Below are 18,233 nucleotides of genomic sequence, written 5' to 3'. Positions count from 1 at the left end.
GCTGTCGGGTGTGGAAGCTGCTGACGACTGCCTAGTTGGTGGTTGCCGGAACGGCGGGCGCGGTGTCGAGCGCCTCGGCCGTCACGTGGGTCCGCTCCGCCAGCCACCGCTCCGCGTCGATCGCCGCGGAGCAGCCGGACCCCGCGGCGGTGACGGCCTGCCGGTAGCTGCGGTCGACCAGGTCACCGGCGGCGAAGACGCCGTCCAGGTTGGTGTGGGTGGTCTTGCCCCGGACCAGCGCGTAGCCGTCCTCGTCCAGGTCGATCTGGCCGCGCACCAGCTCACTGCGCGGATCGTGGCCGATGGCCACGAACAGGCCGGTGACGTCGAGTTCGGAGGTCTCGCCGGTCACCGTGTCCCGCAGCGTGACCCCGGCGACGCTGTTCTCGCCCAGCACCTCGGTGACCACGGCGTTGGTCCGCCACTTGATCTTCTCGTTCGCCTGCGCACGCTCGAGCATGATCTTGGAGGCGCGGAACTCGTTGCGCCGGTGGATGATCGTGACCGAGCGGGCGAACCGGGTGAGGAAGGTGGCCTCCTCCATCGCCGAGTCGCCACCGCCGACCACGGCGATGTCCTGATCCCGGAAGAAGAACCCGTCGCAGGTGGCGCAGGAGGACACCCCGCGGCCGAGCAACCGCTGCTCGCCCGGCACGCCGAGGTAGCGGGGCGCGGCGCCCATCGCGAGCACCACCGCGCTGGCCGCGTAGCGGACCCCGTTCGCGGTCGCGTACTTGACCTCGCCGGTCAGCTCCAGCGACTCGACGTCCTCGGTGCGCAGTTCAGCGCCGAACCGCTCGGCCTGGGCCCGCATCTGCTCCATCAGCTCCGGGCCCATGATCGCGTCGCGGAAGCCCGGGTAGTTCTCCACGTCTGTGGTGGTCATCAGCGCGCCGCCGTACTGCGTTCCCTCGAACACCAGTGGGGCCAGTTCCGCACGGGCCGCGTAGAGCGCGGCCGTGTAGCCAGCCGGCCCTGACCCCACGATGATCACGTTGCGAACGTCCCCACTCTGCGCCGTCACCCTGGACCTCCGTCTTCACCGGCTTCGGCCGCCCTTCCGACTGCTGCGGCCGGGCGCATCGATGTCAACACGATCCTAGGTTCCGGTGTTCCCTGGACCGTGGCAGCGGCCGGGCGACGCTCCGGGGCCGGCGGTATCAACGCTGGTCAGGACGCTTCAGCGGGCGCCGATGGTGGTGTCGGAGAGCACACCGGGGTGACCAGGGCCACAGCTCGGGTCGATCACCAGCAGCCGGTACGCGCCGAGCCTGCCGGCGGGCAGGATCGCCAGCACCCGGGGCTGGCCGTCCAGCACCACCGGGCGGACGCCGAGCGGCCGGCCCGCGGCGGCCACGTTGCTGGCGGTCAGGCAGCCGGCCAGCCGCTGCTGGTCGCGCAGCGGACCGTAGTCGGTGACGCCGATCACCTGCGACACCGAGGCACCGAGGTCGCCGCTGCGCAGCGCGAGCGGGCCGGAGGTCGACGCTCCGCCGGTGGGCGCGCCGCCGGCCTGGGGAGGTGGCGCGGTGGACGGGGCGGGACCGCGCGGGATGGTCAGCAGGACGACCCCGGCGGCCGCCGCGGTCGCCAGCAACCCGGTGGCCCAGCCCATCCGACGGTTCCGGCGGCGGCGGGCCGCGCCGAGGTCGGTGACCGGAGCGGCCGACTCGGACGCCGCTGCGCCACGCGGCGGGGCGCTGATCGCCGCCTGCCGTGCCTCGGCGGCCAGCGCGGACTCGATCCGGGCGGCCACGTCATCCGGCATGGTCAGCCGCGGCAGCGAGGCGAGTTGCGTGCGGGTGCGCTCCAGCGCGTCCAGCACGGCCGTGGCCTCCGGGTCGGCCGCCACCCTGGGCCGCAGGTTCGCCTCGGTGGCCTCGTCCAGCGCGCCGGCATGCAGGTCGGCGAGGAGGTCGACGGACCACGGCGGCCCCATCGGCGCCCCGGAACGGCGCTCGTCGCCGGTCATCGACCCTCCCGTTGCTGACGCACATCCACCGCGCCATCTGGGACGTTCGCAACTGCATCGGGGTTCCGCAGGTGGCCCAGAACTTTGGCCAGCCGGGTCCGTCCCCGCGCGCACCGGCTTTTCACCGTGCCCTGCGCGATGCCGAGGATCTCCGCGGCCTCCGCGACCGAGTATCCCTCCACGTCCACCAGGACGATCGGCAGCCGCTGCTCGGCCGGCAGCGTGTCCAGAGCCTGCTGGACGACGAGGTGGGTCTCCCGCTCGGCCATCACGTCCCTGGGCGCCGCCGGCTCACCGGGACCCTCCTCCGGTAACGGCACCGTCGGTCGGGCCTGCCTGCGCCGCATGCGGTCCAGGCAGGCGTTCACCACGATGCGGTGCAGCCACGTGGTCACCTGCGACTCGGCGCGGAACGAGGCCGCCGCCCGGTAGGCGGAGATGAACGCCTCCTGCAGAGCGTCCGCAGCTTCCTCGGGATCGCGCAGGGTGCGCATGGCCACCGCCCACATGCGGTCCCGGTGCCGCCTCACCAGTTCGGTGAACGCGTTCGGGTCACCCGCAGCGTGGGCCGCGATCAGGTCGGCATCCGAACTGGCGGCGGCGGTCACGGAAAGAGGATATCGAGGTGATCTCGATCACCCAGAGGTGTGCTTGGGGCGACGCAGCGTCGCCCCAAGCCGATCTCACCGCCGTACGCCGACCGGTCAGGCCGGCTGGAACACCAGTTCCGCGATCGCGGCCTGGAAGGATCGGCCGCCTCCGCCCAGCGAGGTGATCCAGATCAGCACCCGCTGGCCGGGAGCGGGCATGTTCACCGGGATCCGGGTGTCCCCGGCGCCCAGCGGTGCCGAGCCGATCACCTGGGTTTGGTCCAGGTCGGCGTTGTCCGACGGTGCGGTGCGGATCTCCACCGTCGCGCCCTGGCTGGGCGAGGTGACCGTGACCGCGGCCAGCCGGACGGCCGTCGGGAAGCTGACCATCAGCCCGATCCCCGACTTGAGCGCCGGGAAGTTCTGGAAGTAGTTGTCGGTCTTCCACACCGTGCCCGGGTTGCCGTCGATGGCCAGCCTGGCCCGGTTCGGGCTGTCCGGGTCGCCGTCCGGGCTGTACACCACGATGCCGGAGGGTCGCACCGGCCCGGCGGCCGCCGAGGGGCTGGTGGTCGGCGGCGGCGCCGAGGTGGGCGGCGGGCTCGGCGGCGGTGTGGTCGGGCTCACCACCAGTGGCGGACCGCCCTGGGCCGGAGAGTCGCTGAAGAAGTTGATCACGCTGATGCCCAGCCAGGCGATCACCACGAGGGTGGCCACCACCAGTGCCACCACGCCGATCATGAGCTTGCGCTGCTGCTCCGGGTCCCGCACCGGCTTGCGGGTGGTCCAAACCACCTCGTCCTCGGGGTCGTCGCTGATCTGGTGCGGCTGGGTGGCCTGCAACTCGGCCTCGGCCACCTCGGCGAGCACCTGGAGGATGGCCGCGCTGGTGCGGATGCCGCCGACGCTGGTGTTCTCGAGGCTGCGCACCGCGACGCTGGACAGCGCATGCGGGACCGCCGGTTGCAGGCTGCGCGGCGCGACGACCGAGCCGCCCGGCCCCTGCGGTGCGGCGGGCAGGCCCTCCGGCCCGCCCGGAAGCGCCCAGCGGCCGGTCAGCAGCAGGTAGAGCACGGCACCCAGGCCACGGACGTCATCCTGCGCCACCGCGTCGGGCAGCGGCCCGGGAAACGCCAGCCGCAACCGGCCGTCCGCGGTCACCCGGATGCGCTGCGGATGATCGGTGCCCAGTACCAGGCCGGCGTGATGCGCGCCCTCCACCGCCGCGGCCAGCGGCTCCAGCAGCCGGCAGGTGGTGGCGTGCGGCAGCGGGCCGTCGGCGACCAGGTCCACCAGGTCGGTGCCCTGCGTCCACTCGGCGACGACCATGCCGAGGATGCCCTCGGTCGGCTTGACCCCGTTGCCCGGGCTGAGCACGTCCAGCACGCGGGCCACGCCGGGGTGGACGAAGCTGGCCGCGTGCATGGCGCGCTCCAGCGTGCGCCTGGCCCGGCCGGCCGCCGCCGGGTCGGCCGGATCGCCGAGCAGCACCGTGAGCGCCACGTCCCGCTTGAGCTGACCGTCCCTGGCCCGCCACAACCCGGCACCGGCGCGGGCGTCGGACCCGGCCTGGGCGAGCAGGCGGTACCGGCCCGCGCCGAGTACCGCACCGGGAAGCAGCGTGCCCGATCCGCCGCCACCGGCGCCGTCCTGGTGGCGTGCCGTGTGCTCGGTCGGACTACCGCTCACGCTGCCTCCCTCTCGCGGCCTCGCGCGCCCCCGCGACCCTGTCGGCGGAGCGGACGGCGGCGCGCGCACCGTGGGCACCTCGGGCATCATGGCTCGACACGCGCATCAGGGGAGCACTCTCCGCACCGAAGGTCTCCCGTCTTCGCCCGGCCCTCCCACGTGTTCGACGACTCCGGGCCGCCGCCGCGGCCATCGGCATCCGCGCCCGTGCCGTCACATACCGTGCCCGAGCCTACGTGATGGCGCCGGCTGAGGATCGACGACGCAGGTCAGCGACGTGCGGCCAGCCGGGTGATCCGGTTCATCACCGGGCGCAGCTCGTCCACCCCGAGCACGGCCATCATCCCGAACGCGCACACCATGCCGAGCGTGCCGCCCACCAGCAGGGACAGCCACGCGTTGGCCGCAGGCCAGTTCGGCAGCACCCGGTCGGCGAGTTGGCTGACCAGCAGCGCCGCAGCCGAGCCCCACACCGATGCGATCAGCGTCTTCCCGGTGCACACCAGCACGCCGCGGGTGCCGGTGCGGCCCAACCGGGCGCGCAGCCAGACCTCACCGACCACCACGCCCACCACGAAGCTCAGCGAGTTGACGAAGACCAGGCCGAACACGATCGCGTCCGGGGACAGCAGCACCGGGCACAGGTAGGACAGCGGCACCTTCACCGCGATCATGATGATCATGATGAGGGTGGGGGTGCGCGCGTCCTTCAGCGCGTAGAACACCCGCAGTTGCAGCAGCGTGACCGAGAACGGCAGCAAGCCGAACGCCGAGGCGGTCAGCGCCAGACCGAGCCGGCCGGCGTCCGCGCCACCCTTGCCCAGCGAGAACAGCGCGTCGCTGAGCGAGGGACCGAGCACCGTCATCAGCGCGCTGATCGGTACCAGCATCACCGCGGTGAGCCGGCTGCCGTGCGCCAGGTGGTCGATCACGCCCTGGGTGTCCCCGTCGGCGGCGGCCCGGCTCATCCTCGGCATGATCGCGGTGAGCAGCGAGACGCCGAGCACCCCGTACGGCACCTGTAGCAGCAGCCAGGAGTAGCTGTAGATGGTCACCCCGCCCGGCTCGCCGGCGGTGGCCACCCGGTTGACCACCACGTAGCCGACCTGGCTGACCGCCACGTAGCCGAGCACCCACAGCGCGAGCCCGCCGAACTCGGAGAGCCGCGAGTCCCATCCCCACCGCCAGCGCAGCGGGAAGCCCAGCCGCAGCAGCGGCGGGACCAGCACCAGCGCCTGCACCACGATGCCGAGCGTGGTGCCGAGCCCCAGGATGAGCAGCTTGGCGTCGCCCATCCGGACCGGGTTCAGCGAGATCGTGCCGGGCGCCACGTAGTAGACGGCCGCGGTGACGATCACCACCAGGTTATTCAGCACCGGGGCCCACGCGGGCGGGCCGAACACGTTCTTGGCGTTGAGAATCGCGCCCAGCAGCGCGCCCAGGCCGTAGAAGAAGATCTCCGGAAGCAGCAGGTAGGCGAACGCGGTGGCCAGTTCCGGGTTGGACTGCCCGGCCGAGGAGTCGATGAACATCCGCACGATCAGCGGAGCGGCCGCGATCGACACGACGGTGCCGGCGGCCAGCACGACCAACCCCACCGTGAGCAGCTTCTGGGTGTAGAGCACTCCGCCGTCCGGGTCATCCTGCGCGCGCACCAGCAGCGGGATCACCACGCTGGTCAGCACCCCGCCGATGAGCAGTTCGAACACCTGGTTCGGCAGCGTGTTGGCGATCGTGTAGGAGTCGTTGATCACGCTGAAGCCGATCAGCCAGGCGATCACCAGCTTGGACACGAACCCGGTGATCCGGCTGAACAGGGTGGCGATCGCCATCGACCCGCTGGCTCTGGCCAGCGAGGGGGTCTCGTCCCCGTGACCGTCCGAGGGGATGACCTGTTCGATCACGATGGTGGCCGTCGTGTCGTCGCTCAACTCCCGCTCGACCCCTCTTCACCGGGCACCCCGGCCGGCGGCCGGGGTGCTGGCTCCGGCCGGTCCGCTCGCCCCCGCTCGCTCGTCCGGCCGCCCGTCTGGACATCGTCGACCGCCACCGATCCGTTCACCGGCAGCCGCACGCCACGCGCGGTGTCGTGCGCCCCGGCCCCGCGCCGGCTCGACCGCACCCGCCGGTAGATCCGCCGGGCGACGAGCAGCACCAGTGCCGCCGCGGCGGTCGCCGTGATGACGATCGTGACCGTGCTGTACGCGGTGGAGGTGGCCTCGAACCGGGCGGCTGTGCCCAGCGGCGTGCCCGAAGGCGTGGTGAGCCGCACGTCGACCGACAGTCGCCCGGACCGGAGCACCTGCACCGGGATGTACAGGGTACGGCGCTGCATCGCAGGAATGAGCTGGGAATCGTAGGCCTGCGGCCGCACGCCCTGGGTGTCGCCGAGCACCACCCGGACGACCACCTGCACCGGCAGCTCGTTGGTCACCAGCGCGGGCAGCAGGCTGTCGCCGGAGGCCCAGGACAGCGGGTTGGTCGGTGGCACCACGGTGACCCTGCCCTGCAGCGCCGCCGTCTGCTCGGTGGCGTCCCGCAGCGCGCCACGGGCCGCGGCCTCGTCACCCCGCCACCCGCTGGACTCGCTGCGCAGCACGTTCCTGGCGAACGGCACGGCGAACTCGGCCGGGCCGATGTTGCCGCTGACGTCCTTCTGCATCGCGCTGGTCAGGTCGGTCAGCGTGTTCTCCGCGGCGGTCACGTCGTCGGTCACCGCCGCGGGCAACGTGGCCGGCGCGTCCTGGGGCGGGTACGCGAGCGCCGCCGGCTGCGCCGGCATCGGACCGCCGACCAGTTGGGCGAGGCCCACGGGCACGGCGATCCGGCCGGCGAAGAGGTTCTGCAGCGCGTCCACCAGGGCGCCGAGCTCACCCGGGGACGCGTTCCAGACGTGCGGCGGGGCGATCACCACGGTACGGCCGGGGTCGCCGGTGAACTCGGTGCGGAACGCCAGCGCGGCCAGCCCGTTCTGCACCGCCAGCGAGGGTTCGTCGGCCGCGGTGGTCACCCCGGCGGCGCGCGGCTGACCGGCAGCCCCGCCGAGCGCGGCGGCCAGCAGCGGATCCAGCCGGACGCCGCGCACGCGCGCCCGGGCCGCGGTGAGCGCGACCGGCTGGCTGCCGGCGTTCGGGCGCATGCTGTCCGGGGAGACCAGCACGCTGGTCACCCCGTCGGCGGCCAGGTTGCCCAGCGTCCTGTCGTCCAGCGCCCCCTCGCTCGGCCACACCACTCCGGTCAGCGGCTGCGCCGGCCGCAGCATCTCCTGCAGGGTGTCGGTGCCGGAGAGGGCCAGCTTGGTCAGCCCGCTCTGGTCGGCGCGGGACAGCGTGACCAGGTCGGCGTCGGCGGCGGGCAGCGCGATCAGGCAGTGCCCCGGGGCGAACGCGCGCAGCCGGGCCAGCCACTCCCTGGCCGCGTCCACGCCCCGGCCGGGCACTGTCGTCGCACCGGCGCGGACCCGGTACCCGCCGCTCATCGCCTGGGCGGTGACCAGCAGGTCGGGGTCCACCGCGAGGCACAGCGACGCGCCGACCGCGGGGTTCGCTGCGGCCTGCTCGGCGGCCTGCAGCAGGTTGGCCAGCCGGCCGCCGGCGCCGAACGACTCGGTCAGGTCGTCGTCGGTGAGCAGCGCGGGTTGGCCGGGCAGCGTCTCCACCAGGCGCGGCCGGTCGGCCAGCGGCCACAGCATGGTGATCGCCGCCGGGTTCGGCGGCTTCCCGGCGGGCGGGCCGCCGGGCAGGGACAGCACCGGCAGCAGGGTGCTCAGCACGGCCAGCCGCGCCTGGCCGCCGTGGTCCGGCTGGCCGTTGACGTTCACCATCAGCGGGTAGACGCCCCGCTCGCCGATCTGCAGCGATCCGCTCTGCGCGCCCTGCAGCGGCGCCTCCACCCGGAACGGCTGGCTCTGCCCCGGCTCCAGCAACGCGGCCACCGGCACCCAGCGTGAGGAGGCGCGCTCGGCCGGCGGAGGGTCGCGCAACACGGCACGTAGCCGATCCTCGGTGGTCACCGCGTCGCCGCGCTGCAGCCGGACGGCCACGTCGTCGATCCGGCGGTCGCCGGTGTTGGTCACCTTCCCGGTGACCACGACGGTCGGCGGGCCGTCCGCGGTGACCGTGCGCGGAGTCAGCCCGGTGACCTCGAGGTGGATCCGGCTGGCGGCGCCGGACTGGTTCGCGGCCGCGACGGGCATCTCGGCGGGTCGGCCCGCCGCCCGGCCGGGGAGGAGTGCGTCGGCCGGCGGTCGCTGGTCCACCCGGGCGGCGGCCGGGGCGGCTGACGGCGCGCGCACCGGACGATCCGTGCCGGCCTGTGCCGTGACCGGAGAGCTGACCAGCGCGAAGCCGGCCGCCACGATGGCCGCCAGCAGCCGACTCACGCGCGCTCCCTCTCTCGCGCCTCGGTCGGCCACGGCGTGCGCTGTAGTAGGCCGGCGTGCCGCGGCGGGGTCATTGGATCTCCGCTCCGCTGGCGCGCCGGGCAGCCGCCTCGGTGCCGCCGAACTCGCCGGCCGGTTCGGTGAGCAGTTCGGTCGCCCGGCGCACCAGGCGGCGCTCGTCCGCGTAGGCGAGCAGCTCCTCCAGTTCACCCAGCGGCACCCACGCCACCTCGGTGACCTCCACGTCCTCGTCGGAAAGCTCACCGCCCATCGCTTCCAGCAGGAAGTGGTGGACGGTCTTGTGCACCCTGCGGTCCTCCGCGACGAACCAGTAGTCGATGGTGCCAAGCGGGTGCAGCACCCTGCTCTCGATCCCGGTCTCCTCGGCCACCTCGCGCACCGCGGTCTGCTCCGCCGTCTCTCCCGGCTCGATGTGGCCCTTCGGTAGCGACCACAGCAGCCTGCCCCCGCGGTCCAACCGGCCGATGACGGCGGCCCGCGTGCGACGTGGATCCAGCACCAGACCACCGGCCGAGGTCTCGTCAACGGTACGCAGCCGACGGCCCCGGCGCCGGGTCCGGCGCCCCGGCTTGGTACCGCCGGAACGTCCGGGCGACGGGGGCATGGAGCCGATGGTAATGGCGGCCGGGACCCCCGCCCGTGGTACGTCGTGTGCGCGAGGTGACGGTAGCGGACCGTTACCCTGATATCCCGTGTCCCGCTCCGCAGCAGCCACCTCGCGCACCCTCAGTCACACCGAGCACCCTCGGCCGGGCACTTCGCGTGCGCCTGCCCGTAGCCGGGCGCAGGCGCAGCAGAATGCAGTGGTGGAGCTGCTGCGGGTGTCCCCGGTCGTCGGCGAGCTGGCCAAGCGGTTCACCGCCGCGGGTCACCGCCTGTACCTGGTCGGCGGCAGCGTGCGGGACGCCCTGCTCGGGAGGCTGGCCGGCGACCTGGACTTCACCACCGACGCCCGCCCGGGCAAGGTTCTGAAGATCGTCTCCGGCTGGGCCGACGCGGTGTGGGACACCGGGATCGCGTTCGGCACCGTCGGCGCGTCCCGGGGCGGCACCACGGTGGAGATCACCACGTTCCGCTCCGAGACCTACGACCGGGTGTCCCGCAATCCCGAGGTGACCTTCGGTGACACCATCGAGGGTGACCTGCTGCGCAGGGACTTCACCGTCAACGCGATGGCGGTCGACCTCACCGAGCAGCGGTTCATCGACCCGTACGGCGGGATGGACGCGCTGCTCGCCGGGCGGCTGGACACGCCGGCCGCTCCGGAGGATTCCTTCGCCGACGATCCGCTGCGCATGCTCCGCGCCGCCCGGTTCGAAAGTCAGCTCGGGTTCACCGCGGCGCCCAGGGTGGTCGACGCGATGCGGGCGATGGCCGAGCAGATCGAGCGGATCACCGCCGAGCGGGTCCAGGTGGAGCTGACCAAGCTGATCTGCGGCGCGCACCCGCGCAAGGGCGTCGAACTGCTGGTGGACACCGGGCTGGCCGAGTACGTGCTGCCCGAGGTGCCGGCGATGCGGCTGGAGATCGACGAGCACCACCAGCACAAGGACGTCTACCACCACTCGCTGGTCGTGCTGGACCAGGCGATCGACCTGGAGGACCGGGACTCCTCCCCCGACCTGGTGCTGCGGCTGGCCGCGCTGCTGCACGACATCGGCAAGCCGGCCACCCGCCGGTTCGAGCCGGGCGGCGGGGTGAGCTTCCACCACCACGAGGTGGTCGGCGCGAAGCTGGCCCGCAAGCGGCTGCGCGCGCTGCGCTTCCCCAAGGACGTGGTCGAGGACGTGGCCAAACTGGTCTACCTGCACCTGCGCTTCCACGGCTACGGCCGCGGCGAGTGGACCGACTCGGCGGTGCGCCGCTACGTCACCGACGCCGGGGACCTGCTGCCCCGGCTGCACAAGCTGGTGCGGGCCGACTGCACCACCCGTAACCGGCGCAAGGCGCAGGCGCTGCAGCGCTCCTACGACGACCTCGAGGCGCGGATCGCGCGGATCGCCGAGGAGGAGGACCTGGCCAGGGTCCGCCCCGACCTGGACGGCAACGAGATCATGCGGCTGCTCGGCATCCCGCCCGGCCCGCTGGTCGGCAGGGCGTGGCGGCACCTCAAGGAGTTGCGGCTGGACCGCGGCCCGCTGACCCGCGAGGAGGCCGAGGCCGAGTTGCTGCGCTGGGCCAGGGAGAACGGCGTCGAGCCGCCGGCCGAGTAGCTACTCGGAGGCACCCCTCGGCGCCGGCGCGCAGGCCGTGCCAGCCGGTTGGCGGTGCGCCGCCGTGGTGCCGCGCCGGGCGCGCCGCACGAGCAGGTACCCCACCAGCCCGACCAGGTAGACCAGGGTGGCGGCGACCACCAGCCCGGGCGAGCGGCCGTCGGTCGGCACCAGCATCGCGGTCACCGTGATCGCGACCACCTGCGTGACGTTGAACAGCATGTCGTACACGGAGAACACGCGGCCCCGGGTCTCGTCGCCCACCTCCTGCTGGACGGCCGCGTCCACGCACAGCTTCACCACCTGACCGGTGCCGGTGACCAGGAACGCGGCCAGCAGCACGGCGGGCAGCGTCATCGGCAGGCCCAGCCCGAGCTGGGCGACCGCGGCCAGCAGCAGCGCGCCGCAGACCGCGACCGGCCGGCCGAACCGGGCGACGATGCGCGCGGTGACCAGCCCGGCGGCCAGCAGCCCCGCGCCGCCCGCTGTGGCCGCCTCGCCCAGGCCGGGCAGCCCGGCCCGCAGCGGACCGATGTCGTGGAAGGAGTAGCGCAGCAGCAGCACGGTCATCAGCAGCGAGGCGCCGAACGCCGCCCGGTGCGCCAGCAACGCGGCGAACCCGGCGGCCACCCCGGTGGCACGCAGCGCGGCGCGGCCGCCGTCCAGCAGGCCGTGCGCCACGGCCACCATCGTGGCGGCCGGCTCGTCGACCGCGTCCGGCCCCAGCGAGCCGCGGGCGAACCGGCCGGCGAGGGAAGCGGCCGTCAGCGAGCCGAGCACGGCCACCGCGGTGGTCAGCGCCGAGCCGTGGTTGCCGGCGCCGAACAGCCCGCGCAGCCCGACCGCGCAGGCCGCGCCGACCACCGAGATCACCGCGCCGGAGGTGACCGCGAACGCGTTCCCCTCCACCAGGTAGCGATCCCGGACCAGGTGCGGCAGCGACGCGGAAAGCCCCGAGTTGACGAACCGGCTCACGCCGGTAACCAGCAGCGCCGCCGCGTACAGGCCGGCGCCGCCCACCCCGGCACCTACCAGCAGCGCGGTGAGTAGGACCAACACTCCCCGCAGCAGGTTTGCCACCACCAGCACCCGGCGCCGGTCCCAGCGGTCCAGCAGCGCGCCGGCGAACGGGCCGATCCCCGAGTACGGCAGCAGCAGCACGGCGAATCCGCCGGCGATGGCGAGCGGGTCGGTCTGCCGCTCCGGGTTGAACAGCACCGCACCGGCCAGCCCGGCCTGGAACACGCCGTCCCCCCACTGCGCCGCCAACCGGCTGGCCAGCAGCCGGCGGTAGCCGCGCTGCGCGAGCAGCCGCCTCGGTCCGAGCCGACGTCGCTGGCCTGCCGGATCCGGGATGGCGGCGCTGCTGGGCGTGCCGGCCGCGGCACCGGCTGCGGGTCTCACGCTTCCGAGCCTAGGGGCGGCGGCATGGTCGTGGGACGGTTCGCGCGGGCGAACACTCCACCGCCGGTGCGGTCGGTGGCCCCGGGGATGCGGCGGGGACCTGGCCCGGAAACCGTACTGGCCGAATCCGGTGGGACTCGGCCAGTACGGGGTCGGGCGCCCCGGTCGCCTCTCGGCGAATGGCGCGACGCGGCTCCAGCCGAACGGTATTCCGCGAAGGCTCTTGTCTGGTGGGCCCGGGGGACTCGATGACGCCCGACATCTCACCCAACGCGAGGCCGGGCCGCGTTGTTCCCGCCGGCCCCATGCTTGGTGCCCGAACCGTCGGCGCCGGGTGGGATCATGTGTCCGTGCGACCAGACGCAGACGTCGAGCCCGGAACGCTGCTCGTGGCCGCGCCGAGTCTGCTCGACCCGAACTTTCGGCGCACCGTGGTCTACGTGATCGACCACCGTGCGGAGGGCACGCTCGGCGTGGTGCTCAACCGGCCGAGCGAGATCGCCGTGCACGACGTGCTGCCCGCATGGGGGCCGCACGTGAGCCGCCCGCAGGCGGTGTACGTGGGCGGGCCGGTGGAGCAGAAGACGGCGCTGTGCCTGGCTGCGCTGCGCACCGGGCAGGTGGTCGGCGAGTTGGACGGGGTGATCGCCGTGCACGGCCCGGTCGCCCTGGTCGACCTCGACTCCGACCCGGACGTGCTGGTCCCTCGGGTGCGCGGGATGCGGGTGTTCGCGGGCTACGCCGGCTGGGGTGCCGATCAGTTGGCCGGCGAGATCGAGCGGGGTGACTGGGTGGTCGTGCCCGGGCTGCCGGACGACGTGCTCGCCCCGATGGGCGCCGACCTGTGGGGCCGGGTGCTCCGCCGCCAGGGCATGCCGCTGGCGCTGCTCGCCACGCACCCGATTGACCTGCAGCGCAACTGATCCGGCGCGCCGGGTGCACGAACACCCGGATTCACGTGAAACAGGCTCAGCCGCAGCCGCCGCAGCAGCACCCGGCGCAGCCGCCGGCCCGGGGCTCGGGTACCGCTCCGGCCGCCCGGCTGCCGAGCACGCCGCCGGCCACCGCCAGGCCACCCATGCCCAGCACCACAATGACCAGGGCGGTGACCGTGGCCGGGGCCGAGGGCAGGAAGAACGCGGCCACCCCGCCGAACACGCCGACCAGCCCGGCCACCATCACCGGGATGCCGGCCACCTGGTTGGCGACGCGGAACGCGTCGTCGGAGCGCATCGCGGCGGGGGTGCGCACCCCGGCGAAGCGGTTGCGCGGCAACCGGGCGCGCCAACCCAGGTAACCGATCACGGCCAATCCCAGCCCGGCGACGGCCAGCACGACCAGGGCGGTGGCCCGCAGGGCGGCGGGCGCGGACTCGGCGGCGGCAAGGTTCACGGGACGAGGGTAAACGGCGGGCTACCTGGCCGCGTCCACGGCTACCACGCCGCTCATCGTGCCCAGGTAGACACGGCGGCCGGACAGCGTCGGCGAGGCGAAGTGCGGCAGTTGGCCGACCGCGACCTGCGCCCGGACCGCGCCGGTCGCCCGGTCCAGCGCGTACAGCACGCCGGCGCGCCAGTCCGGTACCCACACCGCGTCCCCGCCCACGACCGGGGAGCCGTTCGCCGGGACCGCGGCCTTCCAGCGCACGCTCGGCGTGCCGTCGGCACCGACGGTGACCGCCCTCGGACCGTCCAGGCACGGCAGATAGGCGGTGTCGCCGGCGACCGCACTGCCGCCGTAGGACTTGCACACCGAGCCCTGGCCGCGCTGCCCGCCGATGCCGCCGAGCCGGTTGCGGTCCAGCACGTACCCGGTGCCGGACTTGCCCGCCATGAGCACCCACGGGCCGAGCAGTGTCGGGCCGCCAGAGCCGAGGTCGAGGTCCTTCCGGTTGTCCTCCGCCCAGGTGGCCGGCGCGAACAGGTCCACCCGGCGCAGGTTCGCGTCCAGGGCGGTGACCGAGTCGCTGTCGTCGAAACTGGAGGTGGCCTCGCCGTTGCCGATCGAGTAGAGCAGCCGCTCGCCGTCCACCACCGCGCCGCCCGGAGCCCAGATGCCCGCCTCCCGGCTGGTCGGCACGGTGTAGGAGCGCGGGTCGGTGCCCGCGGTGGACACCGACACCACCGTGCCGAAGTAGTCGCCGCAGTCCCCGTAAAGCCCGCCGTAGGCGATGTGCACCCGGTCGTTCAGCACGGTCAGCGCGGCGCGCTGCTGGTGCACCGTGCGGTCGCCCCTGGGCGGTTCGACCTCCACCCGCACCTCGATCCGGCCGGTGTCCACGTTCGCCCCGACCAGCTCGTGCCGGCCGCCGGTGGTCTCCGCCACGGCGAACACCCGGGAGGTGGCCGGGTCGTAGACCGGCGTGCCGGTGACGCCGAGCGGATCGATGTTGCCGCAGGGCAGCGTCGACTTCGCCACCGGCGTGCCCACGTGGGTGGACCAGCGCACCGCGCCGGTGGCCGGGTCCAGGGCGTACAGCGTGTCGTTCTCGGTGGCCACCAGCACCCGGCCGCCGACCACCAGCGGCTGCCCGTACACCGCGCCGTCCAGGCCGGCCCGCCACGCCACGGCCGGGTTGGCCGGCGCGGGGAAGGCCGGCACGAACCCGGTGCGCGCGTTGTCCCGGTGGTAGGTGGGCCAGTCGTCCGGGCCGAGCGGCGCGGACGCGTGCCGGTCCGCGTTGGTGGTGGGCGGGATGCCGGCCGGGTCCCCGGCCGACCCGCCGGTGCCGCATGCCGCGGCCAGCAGCAGCGGCACGACGATCGTCGCAAGAAGCGGTCTACGCATGTGGTATCGCCACCCGTCGTCCGGTACGGACCTGCGGAATCGACTCGGACCCGTGCGCTATCCTCGTCCCATGGCCCGCCTGCTTCTTCGCTGGCCGCGCTGATCCGGTTCAGAGGTCAGCGCGGCGACCCCTCATGCCCCTGGTCGGGCTGAGGGGTTTTGTGTTGTCAGGGGCGTGGACGAGGCGGGGCACCCTTCCACGGGACGCGACGCCACCGGCGAGACGTGCCCTGCCGACGGGATCGTGGGCGCGCAGACCCGCGGAGAGAGGAACGTTTGCGATGAGTGACGGCGGGACCGGCAACCCCGGGACATCCACCGCGGCCGCCGAGGCGGTGCCGGCGCACCGCTACACCGCCGAGCTGGCCGCGGAGATCGAGCGTCGCTGGCAGGCGTACTGGGAGCGGCACGGCACGTTCCACGCGCCGAACCCAGTCGGTTCGCTGGCCGGACCGGTGCCCGAGGACAAGCTGTTCGTGCAGGACATGTTCCCGTACCCGTCCGGCGCCGGGCTGCACGTGGGCCATCCGCTGGGCTTCATCGGCACCGACGTCTTCGCCCGGTTCAACCGGATGCTGGGCCGCAACGTGCTGCACACCATGGGCTTCGACGCGTTCGGCCTGCCCGCCGAGCAGTACGCGGTGCAGACCGGGACGCATCCGAGGACCACCACCGAGGCGAACATCGAGCGGTACCTGGCGCAGATCCGCCGGCTGGGCCTGGGGCACGACGAGCGCCGCCGGATCGCCACCACGGACATCCCGTACTACCGCTGGACGCAGTGGATCTTCCTGAAGATCTTCGGCTCCTGGTACGACACGAACGCGCGAAAGGCCCGCCCGATCCCCGAGCTGGAGGCGGAGTTCGCCGAGGGCAGGCGGGCCACACCGGACGGCCGGCCCTGGGGCGAGCTGAGCCGGGTGGAGCAACGGAAGATCATCGACTCGTACCGCCTGGTGTACCTCGACGAGGCGCCGGTGAACTGGTGCCCCGGGCTGGGCACGGTCCTGGCCAACGAGGAGGTCACCGCGGACGGCCGCAGCGAGCGCGGCAACTTCCCGGTGTTCCGCCGCAACCTGCGGCAGTGGATGATGCGGATCACCGCGTACGCCGACCGCCTGGCCGATGACCTGGACCGCCTGGACTGGCCGGAGAAGGTCAAGACCATGCAGCGGAACTGGATCGGCCGCTCGTACGGCGCGCGGATCCGCTTCCCGGTGGGCGAGCACGGCGTGGACGTGTTCACCACTCGACCGGACACCGTCTTCGGCGCCACCTACCTGGTGCTGGCGCCCGAGCACCCGCTGGTCGACGAGATCACCGCGACCACCTGGCCGTCCGATGTGGACTCTCGGTGGACGGGCGGCGCGGCCACCCCGCCCGAGGCGGTGGCGGCGTACCGGCTGGCCGCTTCGCAGAAGTCGGAGCTGGACCGCCAGGAGAGCCGGGACAAGACCGGGGTTTTCACCGGTGCCTTCGCGACCAACCCGGTGAACGGCGCGGCGATCCCGGTGTTCGTCGCCGACTACGTGCTGATGGGCTACGGCACCGGGGCGATCATGGCGGTGCCCGGCCAGGACCAGCGTGACTGGGACTTCGCCCGGGAGTTCGGGCTGCCGATCATCCGTACCGTCCGGCCGCCGGAGGGTTTCGACGGCGAGGCGTACATCGGCGAGGGCCCGGCGATCAACAGCGGCTTCCTGGACGGCCTGGGCATCGACGAGGCCAAGAAGACGATCATTCAGTGGCTGGAGGAGCACGGCCACGGCGAGGGCTCGGTGCAGTACAAGCTGCGCGACTGGCTGTTCTCCCGGCAGCGGTACTGGGGCGAGCCGTTCCCGGTCGTGTACGACGAGGACGGCCTGCCGGTGGCGCTGCCGGAGCACATGCTGCCGGTGGAACTGCCCGACGTGCCGGACTTCTCGCCGGGCACCTACGACCCGGACGACCGGGACTCTGAGCCGGCGCCGCCGCTGGCCAAGGCCACCGACTGGGTCGAGGTGGAACTGGACCTGGGGGACGGGCCGAAGCGCTACCGCAGGGACACGAACGTGATGCCGCAGTGGGCCGGGTCCTGCTGGTACCAGCTGCGCTACCTGGATCCGTACAACGACGAGCAGTTCTGCGCGCCGGAGAACGAGCGGTACTGGATGGGGCCGCGGCCGGCGGAGCACGGCCAGGACGATCCGGGCGGTGTCGACCTGTACGTCGGCGGCGTCGAGCACGCCGTGCTGCACCTGCTGTACTCCCGGTTCTGGCACAAGGTGCTGTACGACCTGGGCTACGTGTCCAGCGAGGAGCCGTACCGCCGGCTGTACAACCAGGGCTACATCCAGGCCTACGCCTACACCGACGCGCGCGGCACGTACGTGCCGGCTGAGGAGGTCGAGGAGCGCGACGGGCGGTTCTTCTGGAACGGCCAGGAGGTCAACCAGGAGTACGGCAAGATGGGCAAGAGCCTGAAGAACGTGGTCACCCCGGACGAGATGTGCGACGGCTACGGGGCCGACACGTTCCGGCTGTACGAGATGGCCATGGGGCCGCTGGATGTCTCCCGGCCGTGGGCCACCAAGGATGTCGTGGGCGCGCACCGCTTCCTGCAGCGGCTGTGGCGCAACCTGGTGGACGAGCACACCGGTGCGCCGCGGGTGTCCGAGGAGCAGCCGGACGCCGAGACGCTGCGGGTGCTGCACCGCACGATCGCCGAGGTCCGGGAGAACTTCGCGAACCTGCGCTACAACACCGGCATCGCCCGGCTGATCGAGCTGAACAACCACGTCACCAAGACGTTCGGTCCGGGCAACGGGGACGGCACGCCGCGCGCGGTGGCCGAGCCGATGGTGCTGATGCTGGCGCCGCTGAGCCCGCACCTGGCCGAGGAGCTGTGGTCGCTGCTGGGCCACGAGCACTCCCTGGCGCACGGGCCGTTCCCCGAGGCGGACGAGCGGTACCTGGTCGAGGACACCGCCGAGTACCCGATCCAGGTCAACGGCAAGGTGCGCTCGCGGGTGGTGGTTCCGGCCTCGGCCGGGCAGGACGAGGTGCGCGCCGCGGCGCTGGCCGAGGAGAAGATCGTGGCGCTGCTGGAGGGCCGGCAGCCGCGCAAGGTGATCGTGGTGCCCGGTCGGCTGGTCAACGTGGTGGTGTGAACTCTGGCCCTGATCCCGCCGGGGCAC

The 18,233-nt window shown here is 73.2% G+C and carries 13 protein-coding genes; 3 read left to right on the top strand and 10 right to left on the bottom strand.

Annotation, left to right across the window (positions count from 1 at the left end; all coding sequences use genetic code 11):
• Positions 1 to 31 precede the first annotated feature (31 nt).
• The 7 genes from trxB to FFT21_RS12585 form a co-directional block, all read right to left on the bottom strand.
• Positions 32 to 1,024, bottom strand: a complete 993-nt coding sequence (gene trxB / locus FFT21_RS12615) for a thioredoxin-disulfide reductase (protein ID WP_137814020.1) — start codon at positions 1,022 to 1,024, stop codon at positions 32 to 34.
• Between the two features lie 156 nt (positions 1,025 to 1,180).
• Positions 1,181 to 1,972: an RsmA family anti-sigma factor gene (locus FFT21_RS12610; RefSeq protein WP_137814019.1), complete on the bottom strand. Its 792-nt coding sequence runs from the start codon at positions 1,970 to 1,972 to the stop codon at positions 1,181 to 1,183.
• Entirely contained in the window at positions 1,969 to 2,580 is a 612-nt protein-coding gene (sigM, locus tag FFT21_RS12605) for an RNA polymerase sigma factor SigM (RefSeq protein ID WP_137814018.1), read from the bottom strand. The genes FFT21_RS12610 and sigM overlap by 4 nt, the downstream gene beginning before the upstream one ends.
• A 96-nt stretch (positions 2,581 to 2,676) precedes the next feature.
• Entirely contained in the window at positions 2,677 to 4,251 is a 1,575-nt protein-coding gene (locus FFT21_RS12600; protein ID WP_137814017.1) for a protein kinase family protein, read from the bottom strand.
• Positions 4,252 to 4,520: 269 nt separating this feature from the next.
• Positions 4,521 to 6,182, bottom strand: a complete 1,662-nt coding sequence (murJ, locus tag FFT21_RS12595; RefSeq protein WP_225978348.1) for a murein biosynthesis integral membrane protein MurJ — start codon at positions 6,180 to 6,182, stop codon at positions 4,521 to 4,523.
• Positions 6,179 to 8,632 (bottom strand): DUF6049 family protein, encoded by a 2,454-nt coding sequence (locus tag FFT21_RS12590; protein ID WP_137814016.1) that lies wholly within the window; start codon positions 8,630 to 8,632, stop codon positions 6,179 to 6,181. Before FFT21_RS12590 ends, murJ begins: the two co-directional genes overlap by 4 nt.
• A gap of 70 nt (positions 8,633 to 8,702) precedes the next feature.
• Positions 8,703 to 9,257 carry an NUDIX hydrolase gene (locus FFT21_RS12585; protein WP_137814015.1) on the bottom strand — a complete coding sequence of 185 codons (555 nt, stop codon included), beginning with the start codon at positions 9,255 to 9,257 and terminating at the stop codon, positions 8,703 to 8,705.
• 199 nt (positions 9,258 to 9,456) lie between these two features.
• On the opposite strand from FFT21_RS12585, the gene FFT21_RS12580 reads away from it, so the two are divergent.
• Complete coding sequence (locus tag FFT21_RS12580) at positions 9,457 to 10,866, top strand: CCA tRNA nucleotidyltransferase (protein WP_225978347.1); 1,410 nt, start codon at positions 9,457 to 9,459, stop codon at positions 10,864 to 10,866.
• On the opposite strand, the gene FFT21_RS12575 is transcribed toward FFT21_RS12580, so the two are convergent.
• Entirely contained in the window at positions 10,867 to 12,222 is a 1,356-nt protein-coding gene (locus FFT21_RS12575; RefSeq protein ID WP_137814073.1) for an MFS transporter, read from the bottom strand.
• Positions 12,223 to 12,575: 353 nt separating this feature from the next.
• Between FFT21_RS12575 and FFT21_RS12570 the strand changes: the two genes are divergently transcribed.
• Positions 12,576 to 13,193 (top strand): YqgE/AlgH family protein, encoded by a 618-nt coding sequence (locus FFT21_RS12570; RefSeq protein ID WP_192909507.1) that lies wholly within the window; start codon positions 12,576 to 12,578, stop codon positions 13,191 to 13,193.
• Positions 13,194 to 13,239: 46 nt separating this feature from the next.
• Here the strand turns inward: FFT21_RS12570 and FFT21_RS12565 are convergent, their stop codons facing one another.
• Positions 13,240 to 13,611, bottom strand: coding sequence for an SdpI family protein (locus FFT21_RS12565; protein ID WP_137814072.1), 372 nt, complete (start codon positions 13,609 to 13,611; stop codon positions 13,240 to 13,242).
• Positions 13,612 to 13,683: 72 nt separating this feature from the next.
• Positions 13,684 to 15,057: an outer membrane protein assembly factor BamB family protein gene (locus FFT21_RS12560; protein ID WP_137814012.1), complete on the bottom strand. Its 1,374-nt coding sequence runs from the start codon at positions 15,055 to 15,057 to the stop codon at positions 13,684 to 13,686.
• 281 nt (positions 15,058 to 15,338) lie between these two features.
• Between FFT21_RS12560 and leuS the strand changes: the two genes are divergently transcribed.
• Positions 15,339 to 18,206, top strand: a complete 2,868-nt coding sequence (gene leuS / locus FFT21_RS12555; RefSeq protein WP_137814011.1) for a leucine--tRNA ligase — start codon at positions 15,339 to 15,341, stop codon at positions 18,204 to 18,206.
• Positions 18,207 to 18,233: the final 27 nt, after the last annotated feature.

The organism is Gandjariella thermophila, assembly GCF_005405885.1.
In the GTDB taxonomy this organism is placed as follows: Bacteria; Actinomycetota; Actinomycetes; order Mycobacteriales; family Pseudonocardiaceae; genus Gandjariella; species Gandjariella thermophila.
The sequence above is the reverse complement of the archived record's forward strand: the minus strand, read 5'-3'. Positions and strand labels throughout refer to the sequence as shown.

Excerpts from the sequence above, each read along its gene's own strand:
- FFT21_RS12610 (WP_137814019.1), bottom strand. The coding sequence starts at position 1,972 with ATGACCGGCGACGAGCGCCGTTCCGGGGCGCCGATGGGGCCGCCGTGG.
- FFT21_RS12585 (WP_137814015.1), bottom strand. The coding sequence starts at position 9,257 with ATGCCCCCGTCGCCCGGACGTTCCGGCGGTACCAAGCCGGGGCGCCGG.
- FFT21_RS12570 (WP_192909507.1), top strand. The coding sequence starts at position 12,576 with ATGCTTGGTGCCCGAACCGTCGGCGCCGGGTGGGATCATGTGTCCGTG.
- FFT21_RS12560 (WP_137814012.1), bottom strand. The coding sequence starts at position 15,057 with ATGCGTAGACCGCTTCTTGCGACGATCGTCGTGCCGCTGCTGCTGGCC.
- leuS (WP_137814011.1), top strand. The coding sequence starts at position 15,339 with ATGAGTGACGGCGGGACCGGCAACCCCGGGACATCCACCGCGGCCGCC.